Genomic DNA, 14,599 nt, shown 5'->3' with positions numbered 1-14,599 from the left:
ATTGGAATTTGATCATTTATCGACTTAATTAACTTTTCACAATCTAGGATAATGTTTATTAAAGTACGTATTAGTTTACAATTTTTAATTAATTATTTTCTTTATAATAATTCAAAAATAATAACCAGTTAGTTAATCACTTATTGCCCTTAACTAACTGGTTATTGCTTATTTAATGTTTTTTTCGTAATTTCCGTAACTTCTTAATCCGCTTCTGCTTATCCTTTTTCATCTTCCGTGCCATGTGGTTCATAGCCATTTGTCCCATTCGGCCACCTGGCATTCCCGGCATTTGCCCGCCAAACATGTTTTGCATCCCATTAAAATTACCATTGGTAACCTGCTTCATCATCTTCCGCATCTGATTAAATTGCTTAATCATTCGGTTAACTTCCACAATCGGCCGGCCAGCCCCAGCGGCTAACCGCCGACGCCGACTTGGATTCATCAAGTCAGGATTCTCTCGTTCCTCTGGAGTCATGGAATAAATGATAGCCCGAATATGGTCTAATTGTTTTGGATCAAGGTTCAAGTTCTTTAATGCAGGGTTATTAGCCATCCCCGGCATCATTTTAATGATATTTTCTAATGGTCCCATCTTGGTTACTTGATCCATCTGTGATAAGAAGTCGTTGAAATCAAAGGTATTTTCACGCATCTTATCCATTGTTGCTTGAGCCTGTTCTTCATCGAAATCCTTCTGGGCTTTTTCAATTAGGGTCATCATGTCCCCCATTCCCAGGATTCGTGAAGCCATTCGGTCAGGGTGGAAGACATCAAGATCCTCCATCTTTTCCCCTTCACCGACGAATTTAATTGGCTTTCCAGTAACGGCACGAATTGACATAGCAGCACCACCACGGGTGTCACCATCAAGCTTGGTCAATACTACACCGGTAATATCAAGTTTGTCGTCAAATCCCTGAGCAGTATTAACAGCATTTTGTCCAGTCATGGAGTCAATTACCAACAGAATTTCATCAGGGTTAACGAGTTGCTTAATATTTGCTAACTCATCCATCAATTGTTCATCAATTTGCAGCCGACCAGCAGTATCGATAATTACATAGTCGTTATGATTTTGCTTAGCAACTTCCATCCCTTGACGAACAATTTCAACTGGATCAACGTCAGTTCCCTTTTCAAAAACAGGAACATCAATCTGATCAGCTACCTGCTTTAACTGGGTAATTGCGGCAGGTCGATAAACATCGGCAGCAATAAACAGTGGTCGCGCTTTATCTTCATTTTTCAAGCGGAGAGCTAACTTACCAGCAGTCGTCGTTTTACCGGCCCCTTGAAGGCCAACCATCATAATAACGGTCGGAATATGAGCGGCCTTATTAAGCGGCACCGCTTCTTCACCCATTAATTCAGTTAACTCATCATTAACAATTTTAACAATTTGTTGGGCTGGATTTAATCCCTTAAGGACTTCCGCACCAGCGGCCTTCTCCCGAACCTTCTTAACGAAATCTTTTACAACAGCGAAGTTAACATCGGCTTCCAATAATGCTAGCCGAATTTCTCGCATTGTTTCACGAAGGTCAGCTTCGGTAACTTTAGGCTTCCGTCGTAGCTTTTCCATCGCCTTTTGAAGACGATCTGTCAATCCTTCAAATGCCATCTTTTATTCTTCCTCCAAATTTTCCAAACGGCCCACAAGTTTATTTAACTGTTGATCATCTGGATAATGTCGTTTAACGTATTGCTGAATCTCATCAGCCTGCTTATTCCGCGCTTGAAACTCAGCGTCTAAATGTAACTTAGCTTCATAAGCTTCTAAGATCTTTTCAGTCCGTTTAATATTATCATACACTGCTTGACGACTTACGTTGAAGTTTTCAGCAATCTCACCAAGCGAAAAATCATCAGCATAATAAAGCTCAAGATACTGGTTTTGCTTCTCCGTTAAGAGCGGTTGATAAAACTCAAACAGCGAATTAATCCGCTCGTTTTTTTCAATTTCCATCAGCAACTCCTTAACTAATCAACTTCAACTAAATCCTTAAATAGGCCATAGACAAATTCACTTGCATCGAATTTCTGTAGATCATTAACCTTTTCACCCAAACCGACATACTTCACCGGAAGATGGAGTTCATTCCGGATAGCTAGGACAATTCCCCCGCGAGCAGTTCCGTCAAGCTTAGTCAGGACAATTCCGGTAACATCCGTGCTTTCCTTAAATAATTTAGCCTGGTTCAAAGCATTCTGACCGGTTGTTGCATCCAATACAAGGAGAACTTCATGCGGGGCATCAGGAATTTCACGAGTTAAGATCCGCTTCATCTTGGCCAATTCCTTCATCAAATTAACCTTATTCTGTAACCTTCCTGCGGTATCAACGAATAAAATGTCATAGTTCTCTTTTTTTGCCTTCTGAACAGCATCAAATACAACCGCAGCCGGATCACCATTCTCTGGGCCGGTAACGATATCAACACCATCACGCTTAGCCCAAATGTCAAGTTGTTCAGTAGCACCTGCCCGGAAAGTATCAGCCGCTGCCAAAAGGACTTTCTTCCCCTGGCTCTTAAATAATGCCGCCATCTTTCCAATGGTAGTTGTCTTCCCAGCACCATTAACACCAACAAACATGATCACGGTTGGCCCTTCCTTGGCAAAGTTCAGGTCGGACTTTTCATCTTTTCCTGCTCTGTCATAAAGATCAACCATTTTTTCAATAATAACGTTAGAAACTTCCTGCTTGCTCTTAGCGTTTTGCAGTTTTACCTCTTCACGAAGCTCATCACTAAGTTTCATTGCCATATCGTAACCAACATCGGACTCAATCAGTAAATCTTCCAGATCATCAAAGAAGTCCTCATCAACATGACGAAAATTAGCTAAAAAGCGATTAAGACGAGCACCAAATCCTGTCCGTGATTTTTCTAGTCCCTGATCATATTTTGCTGCTGTGCTTTCCTCATCAACAGTTTCGTCATCACTTGCAGCTGCTGATTCTTCTGCTTCTTCCTGAACATCATCATTAACTTCACTTTCAGGTGCAGGAGTCGACACTTCTGCTACTTGAGAACTACTTTTTGTTGTTGGAGCCTCTTCTTCTGGTTCATCATTTCGACTTATGACAGTTTCTTCTTCAATAGTACTTGCTGATTCTGCATTTTGTTCAACAGAAGATGAAGATCCCGAAAGTGAATCATCAGAAACTTCTTCATTTTGCGGTTGCGCTTCTGTAGTTGTAGAGGAATCTTGATCAACCTCAGGAGCTTCTTCCTGTGCTTCGGATTCACTACTAGCACTTTGTGAAGTCGTTGCTACCTCACTATCAACGTGAGCATCAGCGACTTTCTGCTCTTCTTTCTCTTCCTGTTGGGGCCGCTCCTCCTGCTTATCTTCGTGCTTTTTATGCCGACGAAAAATATCAAATAATCCCATAAATTACGCCTTCTTCCTAGTCGTTTGAACTTTCTAAGGTATCGATCACATCAACGGAAACCATTCTGGATACTCCTGACTCCTGCATTGTTACCCCATAAAGGACATTGGCATTCATCATTGTTCCCTTACGGTGAGTAATAACAATAAATTGCGGACCATCATTTCCAAAATGGCTCAGGTAGTTAGCAAAGCGCTGCACATTGACTTCATCAAGTGCTGCTTCAGGTTCATCGAGAATTGCAAATGGTACTGGCCGTACTTTGAGGATTGCAAATAACAGAGTAATTGCGGTTAACGCCTTTTCACCACCTGAAAGGAGACTCATTCGCTGATTCTTCTTCCCGGGTGGCTGGGCCATAATATCAATTCCCGTTGTCAAAATATCATGGGGATCCGTTAGGACTAACCGCGCATGACCACCGGCAAAGATCTGCTGGAACGTCTGGTCAAATGCAGCTGAAACCTTATTAAACGTTTCGCTAAACCTTGTTTTAACCTGCTCGTCCATTTCATTCATTGTTTCATTTAATTGATCACGCGAAGCTAATAAGTCTGCTTGCTGTGTTGATAAGAAATCATACCGTTCCTTAACCCGTTTATATTCAGCAATCGCTCCAGTATTGACTTCACCAAGGTCAGCTAATCCCCGCCTTAACAGTTTCAGCTTAATCTTCAGTTGATCATCCGGGAGATCGCTAATCTTTTCCTTTGCCTCACCAATGGTCATTGAATACTGCGAACTCAAATGATTCAGGTAACTATCTAACTGTGATTCATGACGAATCCGTTGAGCATCAAAATGGTTCAATTCATTTGTTGCTGCCGCTAATAAATCGCGTAATCGGTTATGTTCTCCTTCAGCATTAGCAACCTGTTCACTAAGCGAGGTCAGTTTCTCCTTAGCAGTAACTAACCGTTGTTTAACGGCCGCTAATTGCCGAGTCGCATCCTGCAAAGCTGTTGTATTTGATTCATTATCTGCATGATCACTATTAATTTGTAAATTAAGCTGTTGAATTTGTCGTTCAAGGTAATCGGCTTTGATTTGCAGTGAGTTTTTCTCCTGTTGCAGAGCATGACGACTACTCTTAAGTTGTTGCAACCGTTCCTGAGCAACCGCAATCCACTGCTCCATCTGATGAAGCTGCTGACTTTGCGCTGATTCATCACTTTGCAACTGCTTAATTTGTTCCTGTAGTTCAGTAGTCCGCTGCTTATTAACATCAAACTGCTGCTGAGCATCTTTCAACTGTTGAACATTTTGCTGTACTTTTTGCTCATAATCAGCGTGCTGATCATCCTGCTGTCCCGATTGAAACTTAAGAGCAGCTACTTGACGTTCAACTGCTTGACACTGATTTTGTAACACTTGCTGCTGGCCGATTGCTGAATGAAGCTTTTCACTTGCCTGGTGCAAATGAGTCTGTAGATCGGTTAACTGCTCGTCAATTTCTTTTTGGGTAGCCTGCAATTGGGCAACTCGTTTTTCCAATTGACCTGCCGTAACTTGTTCCTTATTAAGAGCATTTTGCAGCTGGCTAGCTAATTGCTTTTGACTAAGCAAGCCGATTCGTTGGTGACGATTGGCACCCCCGGTCATTGATCCGCTAGCATTAATCAATTGACCATCAAGCGTTACCACCCTGACATAGTGATGACCGTGTCGAGAAATCTCTGTTGCATGATCAAGATTGTCAACTACAGCCGTATTTCCTAGAAGGTGTTGTGCAACCACATCATACTTAGGATCATAATTGATTAATTCAGTTGCCCGGCCAATATACCCAGGCAATGACCGTAATTGGTTAAAAATTGTTGAAGCCTGATAATGCCTTAACGTATCAAGGGGCAAGATAGTCACACGTCCCGCACGACGACGGACCAAATAATTAATGATCTGCTTAGCAGTCGCCTGGTGATCAACTACTAATTGTTGTAACTGACTACCGAGAACCGTCTCAATCGCCGTTGTATATTTTTCTGGAACATCCAGCAGCTCGTTTACAGCACCATCAAGGCCTGAAAACTGTTGCCGTTGCTTCAAAACGGTCTGAACACCCTGATAGTATCCAGAATATTCTTCCTGCATTGAATGATAATTTTTTAGCCGTGACTGGAGTGAATGAACATCCCCAAGTGATTGGTACCAAGAACGTTGAGCTTCTTGATACTGTCTCTGTATGCTTTCCTGCTTCTCCTGCTGGCTTTTTAACTGGCTTTGAAGATTGGTAACGTGGGCTTGCTGGTCCGTTGCTTCTTTTTTAGCGGTTGCTTCTTGAGCTTTAATTTCAGTTAATCGTTGTTGAGCAGCCTGAAGCTCAGCATTACTTTGCTGTTGTGCGTTGATGGTTTGCTCGTGATTACTTTTCAGAAAAGCTTGCTGGTTTTGCAGGGTTGTAATTTGTTGCATTAAATCAACTTGATTTCCCCGCAATTCTTCTAGTTTTTCATTAGCATGCTGAATCCGTTGACTACTAGTCATTCGCTTGGCAGCAGCTAATTCTTCCTGATGATTGGCAATTGCCCCTTTTTGTGACTGAACCTGTTCATTAGCCTGAGTTAATTTTTGGTCAACCTCTGTTTGTTGCTGTTTAAGCTTCTGCAGTTGATTAGTTAATCGCTCGCGTTCCTGAAGCTGCTGCTCACGTTTAATTGAAGACACCGATTGCTGATTTTGCAATTTACCAATCATTTCGGTAGTCGTCAGAATTTGAGCCTGAAGTTGGTCTTTTTGCGTCTGCAAATTACCTTGTTGTTGCTTTAACTGGTTCAATCCCGCTGTTGACTTGGTAAGTTGAGCAGTATAATCACTGACCAGCTTTTGATCAGTCGCTAGCTTAGCTTTCAGATTTGTTAATTCCTTACTAGTTTGCTCATAAAGACGTACTGTTTGGGTCCGGTCGAGAAGATCATATTGCTCTTTCTGCTCTAAATAATCCTCAGCAAGGGCACTTTCATCAGCTAATGGTTCCAGCTGACTCGTCAACTCAGCAATAATATCGTTAACCCGGTTAAGATTATCCATAGTTGAGCTCAGCCGTTTTTCAGCAGTATCCTTATTTTTCTTGTATTTTGCAACTCCAGCCACCGCTTCAATAATTGAACGACGATCAGCTGGCTTACCGTTAAAAATTGCCTCAATTTGTCCCTGGGAAATAATAGAAAAGGACTCCCGACCTAACCCAGAATCAATGAATAAATCAGTAATATCCTTTAACCGAACTTCTTGACCATTAACCAGATATTCACTATCACCATTTCGATACAGCTTTCGAGTAATTGTTAATTCAGTAAAATCACTGGCAAGGTAATGATCGCTATTGTCAAAAGTGATTGATACAAGTGCCCGATTAAGCGGTTTGCGGTCACTGGAACCGTTAAAAATCACATCAGCCATTTTATCACCACGAAGCTGATGAGCGGATTGTTCACCCATTACCCAGCGAATTGCTTCAATAATATTACTCTTTCCACTGCCGTTTGGGCCAACAATTCCTGTCATTCCTGGTTCAAATTTAATTGTTGTCTTCTGAGCAAAGGACTTAAAGCCATCCAATGTTAGAGATAATAACTGCATAGTGCCTACTTACCTTCTTGACGGAGTTTATTAAGTGCTTGACTTGCTGCTTGCATTTCAGCATGTTTCTTAGAGGAACCAGTTCCCTCACCAATTACTTTCCCATCAGCTGAAACGTTAACTTTGAACTCTGGATCGTTTTCCGTCCCCGATTCCTGAAGAAGGTGGTATTCAATATCAACATCACCATCACGTTGTAAAAATTCCTGAAGGCTTGTTTTAGCATCAACGGCATGGTCAAACCAACCCAAATCAAGCTTAGGGAAGATTACTCGTTGAACAAACTTTTCAACGGCAGGTCGTCCCTGATCTAAGTAAAGGGCCCCAATAAATGATTCAAAAATATCACAAAGCAATCCTGGACGTTGACGAGCACCGGCCATTTCTTCACCATGGCCCAAGCGAATGTATTGGTCGAAATGACATTCTTTAGCGAATTTAGAAAAACTGTCTTCGCAAACCATTGCAGCCCGTAAACGGGTCAACTTTCCCTGTGGTAATTCTGGAAAACGTTTATAGATGTATTCGGAAACAATCAATTCCAACACAGCATCGCCAAGAAATTCAATCCGTTCATAAAATTTAAGTCCTTGATGAGGATGTTCATTTACGTATGAAGCCTGAGTAAATGCTTCCGCTAGCAAATCAGGATTAGTAAAATGAATATCAAAGTCCTTGGCCAGGTAGTCTTGTAAATTCTTAATAGTAAAAACTTCCTTTCTCTTCATTAAAGATGTGAAAAAAGCCGCGATAAAGTACAAGCCTTCATCGCGGACCTCAAAGAATTATTAATCAGCGGTATGTTCGGCAATGTAGTCAACTACTTCACCAATCGTACTTAACTTTTCAGCATCTTCATCATCAATTTCTTCACCAAACGTATCCTCAAGCTCAAGGACAAATTCAACAAAGTCAATTGAATCAGCATCTAGATCTGTTTTTAAATTTAATTCATCGGTAATTTTTGCCCGATCAACATCAAAGTGATCAGCCACGATTTCTGAAACCTTATTAAAGATTTCTTGCTTTTTATCTTCAGCCATTGACTGTTACCTCTCTTTATTAGTTCGCTACTATTTTAGGCGTTTTTTGCCTTCTTGTCTACTCATTGTTTTGGTTAAAAAATTTAACGGTTTCCTCAATAACACCAGTTTTTAGCATTGTCCGAATCTGACTAATGGTATTTTTAACGGCTGTGGCGTCAGATGAACCGTGTGTTTTAACTACGGGAGCTTTTAATCCCAGGAGAACGGCGCCTCCATAAGTTGAAGCACTCATTTTCTGCCCAATCCGATGAAAGACCGGTTTCAACATTAAATAACCTAGCTTAGCACGGATACCACCATTTAGGATACCATCCTTAATTAATGTCATCATCATTTTGGCAGTTCCTTCAGTTGCTTTCAAAGCAGCATTGGCCGTCCAACCATCGCTAACAATGACGTCAGCCTTACCAAATAAGAGGTCGCCGGATTCAACATTACCGATAAAGTTAAGTTCTTTTTCTGTATTAAGCAGCTGCCAAACATCCTTATGGAGCTGATCGCCCTTATCTTCTTCAGCACCATTATTAAGCAGTGCAATTCGCGGATTAGCAACTCCGAGAACCTTTTCTGCGTAAAATTTACCAAGATAAGCAAATTGAACAAGATTCTTCTCTTTACTTTCAGCGTTAGCACCGGTATCAAGGTAAACAAAATTTTGACGTTTAGATCCCGGCTTAGCAATGGGAAGGATACTGGTTAGTCCTGGTCGATCGATTCCATGAATTCGTCCAACAATAAAGATTCCCGCAGCCAGAACAGCTCCCGTATTCCCAGCAGAAAAGAATGCATCCGCATCCCCTTCCTTAACCGCTTTAGCAGCCCGAACAATTGAAGAATCCTTTTTCTTGCGAATCGCCCGAACCGGCTCTTCACCCATCGAGATTTCTTCAGTAGTTTCAACGATTTTTAAACGATCCTGATTAGTAATCACGGCTTTAATTTTATCAGGGTTACCATAAAGATCAAAGGTCAAATCAGGATACAAATCCCGTGCCTCTTCGACCCCTTCAATAATTGCTTTAGGGGCATTATCACCGCCCATTGCATCTACAGCAATTTTCATTATATTAATCCTCCTAGTCAAAGTGTGTCTCAAGTTGGTTTCGTTTTAAGTAGAGTACTAGTGGCTGATTATCATCCACCTGATCCCAATGGGGAGTCGCTAATAGGTTAGCGGCATCTTCCTTAGCAATTTGTAAAATCTTCAAATCACCAATCGGGTCCCCAACCTTAAAGTCAGGAAGTCCCGATTGCTTGGCCCCAAGAACATCACCTGCTCCACGAAGTTCAAGATCCCGTTGGGCAACCTTAAACCCATCAGTTGTTGCAACCATTGTTTTCATTCGTGCTGTTCCTTCATCGGTTTTGGGATCAGCAATTAACAAACAATAACTTTGTCGTTTTCCACGCCCAACTCTCCCGCGCAGTTGGTGTAATTGGGCAAGGCCAAAGCGATCAGCGTTGTAGATAATCATCACAGTTGCATTAGGATTATCAACACCGACCTCAACAACCGTTGTTGAAACAAGAACCTGGATTTTGCCGTCTTGAAAGTCTTTCATTACGGCATCCTTTTCGTCCCCACTTAAGCGACCATGTAAAAGGCCAACCTTATAATCTGGCTGAAAGTAATTGGCTAATCGTTCATAAAGGTCAGTCGCGTTCTGAACATCCAATGCTTCTGACTCTTCAATTAACGGACTAACAACATAAGCTTGAGCCCCACCAGCTAATTGCTGACGAAGAAACTTTAAGGCATCATTACTTTGCTTATCTTTTAGCCAACGCGTTTCAATCGGTTTCCGCCCTGCTGGTAGTTCATCAATTACTGACACGTCCATTTCACCATATGAGGTAATTGCTAATGTCCGTGGAATTGGTGTAGCCGTCATGGCAAGAACGTCCGGGTGTTCACCCTTTTCCCGTAATTGTTGACGTTGGTTAACACCAAACCGGTGCTGTTCATCCGTAATCACCAAGCCAAGATTAGCATACTCTACATCCGATTGAATTAATGCATGCGTTCCAATTATTAAATTGATATCACCTTTTTTTATTGCGCTAACTAATTCACGATGCTGCTTAGCGGTTAGTGAACCAGTAAGCAGACCAACATGAACATGCGTACCCGCGAAGACTTTAGCTAATTTTTCTGCATGTTGAGTTGCTAAAATTTCAGTTGGCGCCATTAAAGCTGCCTGATAACCTGCACTTATTGTCGCATAAATGGCAATCGCAGCAACAATCGTCTTTCCAGAACCAACATCTCCCTGAAGAAGGCGATTCATTTGAATTGGTTGCCGTAAATCACGACAGATTTCATTGACAACCTTCTTTTGCGCATTGGTAAGCTCAAACGGAAGCCGAGAAATAAATTCTTTTAACTCGTCATTATGGTATAAGATTCGTGTGCCGTCTTCCTGACGATGCGCTCGTCTGATCGCCTGTAGACGCAGTTGAAATAGAAAGAACTCCTCATATGCCGCAGTTCGTCGTGCTGTCTTAGCAACCATTTGACTTTCCGGAAAGTGAAGATCCTTAATCATTTCTCGTCGATCTAATAACCGATATTTTTGGCGAAGCGTGGTGGGGAGTAATGTTGGAATAACCCGCTGGTAATCTTCATATGCTTGACGGATTAACGATCTCAAGGTACTTTGGCGAAGATGCTTATTTGTCGGATAGATGGCACCAAATTCATTCTCTGGAGTTCCTGTTGTCGTTACTAGTTTTGTCCCCGTTACCTGTTGACGACTAGCATCCCACTTGCCCATTACGGTTACCTGTCGATCTAACTCCACTTGTTTTTTTAAATATGGTTGGTTAAAAAATGTGGCCATGACCACCTGCTGGCCGACCTGTAACCGAAAACTCAGCCGATTTCGCCGGTAGCCAAACCGGCTAAACAGCGGTTCGGAAACAATCTTTCCTTTAATGGTTACCCGTTGTTTATCCTTGACCATCCTTAAGTCGTTCGGCGTAAAGTCATCATACCTTGTCGGGTAGTATGTCAGCAAATCTTCAATCGTATCGATATTTAAAGTTGCTAAATCAGCCACCCGTTTAGGACCAACTCCTTTTAACACCGAAACTGGATCCTGAAGACTTTTCATCATACTCCCTCCCCACTGTAAAAAGAGTTGGATGGACATCAGTTGACTGGTGTTCTGCATCCAACTCCTTAATTTAAATTATTCAACGGAAATCAAATATGGGTATACTGGTTGGCCACCTTCATAAATTTCGGTTTCCAATTCATCATCCATTTCTTCAACAGCTGCCTTAATTTCTTCAGCTGTCTTTTTATCACCGTCTTGTCCATATAGAATTGTTACGATTTCACTGTCTTCATCAAGCATTTTTTTAACCATCTTGATAGCAGCTTCCTTGAGGTCTGGATCGGTATTAACAATCTTTCCATCAACAATTCCCATGAAGTCATCTTTCTTTATCGTTTGACCGTCAATTTCGGTATCTCGAATAGCGTTGGTAACCTCACCACTCTTAACTGTAGAAAGATTGACCTCCATATTAGATTGATTATCTTCTAATGATGCTTCTGGATTATATTCAAGAAGTGCAGTCATCGCTTGAGGAATTGTCTTACTATGAACCACGACGGCTGGAATATCCGCAATGTCAGCAGCCTGTTCTGCTGCCATAAAGATATTTCCGTTATTTGGCAAAACGATCGCTTGCTTAGCACCACTATTATTGATTGCATCCGCAATATCCTGAATACTTGGGTTCATCGTTTGACCACCCTTAATAACGTGGGTTACTCCAAGACTCTTTAACAGTTTAGCAATTCCATCACCAGACGTTACCGCAATTACAGCGGTTTCTGGCTTAGGCTTAGCTGCTTCACGGGCTTTGTCAATTGGTGTTTCTGAGCGTTCTGCTTCTTCTTCATCGTGTTCCATAATCTCTTCTTGTTGCCAAACCATGTTATGGATTTCAATGGTTTGAAGATCACCAAATTGCTGACCCCATGATAAAACTTCGCCGGGGTGTTCAGTATGAACATGGACCCGAACAACAGAATCATCGTTTAGGACAAGGAGACTGTCACCCATTTTAGCAAGGTAATTGTAAAAAGTATCGTAATCAAACTTTTGCTTAACCTGTTTTCCCTTACCAATTCGCACAAGCATTTGCGTACAATAAGTATATTGAATGTCTTCCGGATTTAGCTTTCCCTGGACACTTTGGTGATCCATCGCCTTAACCATTTCATCAACTTCGGCATTATCAGGCTTGTAACTATCATCCTTATCAACCTTACCACTTAAGGCTTCATCAAAAGCTTGAAGAACAAAAACAAGTCCTTGACCACCAGAGTCAACAACCCCGACCTGCTTAAGAACAGGCAATAGTTCAGGGGTTTTCTTAAGAGCAACCGTTGATGCCTCATAAATTGCATGCATAATCTCGACAATATCGTCGGTCTGCTTGGCTTTATCCAATCCAGCTTGTGCTGATTCACGGACAACAGTTAAAATCGTCCCTTCAGTTGGCTTCATAACAGCTTTGTACGCAACCTTCGCACCATTGGCATAAGCCTCAGCAAAATCATGGGCGTCAAGAACTGTTTTCCCTTCTGCTCCCTTGGCAAAGCCACGAAAGATTTGTGAAAGAATCACTCCTGAATTCCCCCGGGCACCCATTAAAAGTCCTTTAGCTAAGGCACCAGCTAAATCGCCAACCTTAGTACTATTTGCATTGCGTTCGTACTTAGCACCACTAGCCATTGAAGATGTCATGTTTGTCCCCGTATCACCGTCAGGAACAGGGAAAACATTCAGTGAATTAATAAATTCGGCATTCTTGCTCAGCTTACTAGCAGCAGCTTGAACCATTTTGCCAAATTCAAGATTCGTAATTTCAGTTACAGCCAATTATCTTTCCTCCTAGTAACGCAAATTAATCATCAAGTGAGCGAACACCTTGAACACAAACATTAACCGAGTTTGCCGTAATGCCAAGCATTGATTCAAGGTTATATTTTACCTTTGATTGAACACTCTTTGAAACTTCCGAGATCTTAGTACCATAACCGACGATGATATTCACATCAATGGCAACACCGTTATCTTGTTGACGAACAACAACACCACGACTAAAGTTTTCGCGACGCAAGATCTGGTTAACACCATCACGAAGTGGATTACGTGATGCCATTCCAACTACACCATAGTTATCAGTAGCAGCACCACCAACAACTGCTGAAATTACGTCATTGTTGATATCGATCATTCCAGATTGTGTTTTAATTTTAACCGCCATCATATGGCCTCCTTATATTGGTCAACCAATGCTCCATTAATATAAGACGAGCATCGATTAGCAATCATCCTGTTAAAAACTCATATTAATAATACCATAGCAGACGGAATGAAAAAAGTCGTCTACTAATAATGGTTAATGGCATATACTATTTTTAAAATAAAAAATAAGCCGCTCATCACTGAACGACCATATTTTCTGATTTAATTAAACCCGAGTCACTTTACCGGACTTCAGTGTACGTGCTGAAACGTAAACCTTCTTAGGCTTGCCGTTAACCAAAATGGTTACCTTTTGCAAGTTAGGCTTCCAGCTACGACGACTTGAGTTAAGGGCGTGAGAACGCTTGTTACCAAAGCGTGTCCGTTTACCGTTGATAAAATCTTTAGCCATTGGTGGTACCCTCCTCTTCTCATCTATGTTTTTTCGTTTTACGCATCTGCGCTATAACTCACTTAAACAATTTACCATAGGCTGAGTAACAATGCAACAGTTTTCTTTCAAGTAATTTTCCTTGACAGGCTACTTAATTGTTAAGTCACGTGACTTAATCACCGCCACAATCCCTGATTGGAAGCTGAAATGGTTTACCTCACCATTGAACTCATTACTTGACCAGCAAAAGGGAATTGACGAGTTCCAGTTAGTTAGCGGGTATTTTTCGTCAACCAGCGTTAATCCGGTTACTGGCGTTAAATTAACAAACGCAAGGTACTTAAAACCTGCCTCAGCCTTGATCGCATATTTTCCCGGTAAATAATAATCAACAATGTTTTGCTTATCTATAAGTTGAATTTTTTCTAAGTAATCCTTAAATTCCCTTTCTAACGGTAAAAACAGGTTACTCAAATATTGGTCTAGCCGCCCTCCAGTCGCGCCAAATATCGTAATTTGATCCGGATTATAAAGCTCGATTGCATTTTTCACACCAAGCTGCGTATCAGTATAGTCTTTTACAGGAGGAAAAAGGTGAATGTCATTAATTGCCCTTTTCACCCGCTTAAATTGTTGATCATCCGTTGAATCAAAATCCCCAACAGCAACTGCTGGTGTTATTCCTTCATTGAGTAAGCGAGTTGCACCAATGTCAACGCCTACCCATTTTTCGTTTTGCCGTGCATGGACTTCTGATAGTGGAATTAATGAGTCAGGTCCACCCACCATAATATTTACCCGCATTCATTTCTCCTTATAAAGAAAAGGGACTGTGACATAAGTACTTTTACCAAGTTCAAATACGAACAGCGCGGTACGCAAATGGGTTCCAGTGTCCAGTATAACCGAA

12 protein-coding genes are annotated in these 14,599 nt (G+C 41.5%); all 12 read right to left on the bottom strand.

The window, feature by feature from the left end; genetic code table 11:
* Positions 1-172: 172 nt before the first annotated feature.
* Positions 173-1,627 carry a signal recognition particle protein gene (gene ffh, locus MR181_RS03960; protein ID WP_242335094.1) on the bottom strand — a complete coding sequence of 485 codons (1,455 nt, stop codon included), beginning with the start codon at positions 1,625-1,627 and terminating at the stop codon, positions 173-175.
* 3 nt (positions 1,628-1,630) lie between these two features.
* Positions 1,631-1,972: a putative DNA-binding protein gene (locus MR181_RS03955; protein WP_191910679.1), complete on the bottom strand. Its 342-nt coding sequence runs from the start codon at positions 1,970-1,972 to the stop codon at positions 1,631-1,633.
* 14 nt (positions 1,973-1,986) lie between these two features.
* Positions 1,987-3,402: a signal recognition particle-docking protein FtsY gene (gene ftsY, locus MR181_RS03950; RefSeq protein WP_242335091.1), complete on the bottom strand. Its 1,416-nt coding sequence runs from the start codon at positions 3,400-3,402 to the stop codon at positions 1,987-1,989.
* A 16-nt stretch (positions 3,403-3,418) separates the two neighbouring features.
* Positions 3,419-6,982 carry a chromosome segregation protein SMC gene (gene smc / locus MR181_RS03945; protein ID WP_242335088.1) on the bottom strand — a complete coding sequence of 1,188 codons (3,564 nt, stop codon included), beginning with the start codon at positions 6,980-6,982 and terminating at the stop codon, positions 3,419-3,421.
* 5 nt (positions 6,983-6,987) lie between these two features.
* Positions 6,988-7,710, bottom strand: coding sequence for a ribonuclease III (gene rnc / locus MR181_RS03940; protein WP_242335085.1), 723 nt, complete (start codon positions 7,708-7,710; stop codon positions 6,988-6,990).
* A gap of 60 nt (positions 7,711-7,770) precedes the next feature.
* Positions 7,771-8,025: an acyl carrier protein gene (gene acpP, locus MR181_RS03935; RefSeq protein ID WP_003717350.1), complete on the bottom strand. Its 255-nt coding sequence runs from the start codon at positions 8,023-8,025 to the stop codon at positions 7,771-7,773.
* Positions 8,026-8,083: 58 nt separating this feature from the next.
* Positions 8,084-9,091, bottom strand: a complete 1,008-nt coding sequence (gene plsX / locus MR181_RS03930) for a phosphate acyltransferase PlsX (protein WP_242335082.1) — start codon at positions 9,089-9,091, stop codon at positions 8,084-8,086.
* A 13-nt stretch (positions 9,092-9,104) separates the two neighbouring features.
* Complete coding sequence (gene recG / locus MR181_RS03925; RefSeq protein ID WP_242335079.1) at positions 9,105-11,141, bottom strand: ATP-dependent DNA helicase RecG; 2,037 nt, start codon at positions 11,139-11,141, stop codon at positions 9,105-9,107.
* Between the two features lie 78 nt (positions 11,142-11,219).
* Complete coding sequence (locus MR181_RS03920) at positions 11,220-12,926, bottom strand: DAK2 domain-containing protein (protein WP_242335076.1); 1,707 nt, start codon at positions 12,924-12,926, stop codon at positions 11,220-11,222.
* A 25-nt stretch (positions 12,927-12,951) separates the two neighbouring features.
* A complete protein-coding gene (locus MR181_RS03915) occupies positions 12,952-13,314 on the bottom strand; it encodes an Asp23/Gls24 family envelope stress response protein (protein WP_102169432.1) in 363 nt (120 codons plus the stop codon).
* Positions 13,315-13,521: 207 nt separating this feature from the next.
* A complete protein-coding gene (rpmB, locus tag MR181_RS03910) occupies positions 13,522-13,707 on the bottom strand; it encodes a 50S ribosomal protein L28 (protein ID WP_003713527.1) in 186 nt (61 codons plus the stop codon).
* A 129-nt stretch (positions 13,708-13,836) separates the two neighbouring features.
* Positions 13,837-14,493, bottom strand: a complete 657-nt coding sequence (locus MR181_RS03905; protein WP_242335073.1) for a thiamine diphosphokinase — start codon at positions 14,491-14,493, stop codon at positions 13,837-13,839.
* Positions 14,494-14,599: the final 106 nt, after the last annotated feature.

Source organism: Limosilactobacillus urinaemulieris, assembly GCF_932750685.1.
Classification (GTDB): Bacteria; Bacillota; Bacilli; order Lactobacillales; family Lactobacillaceae; genus Limosilactobacillus; species Limosilactobacillus urinaemulieris.
Note: the sequence above shows the minus strand (reverse complement) of the source record. Positions and strands in the feature narration are given on the sequence as shown.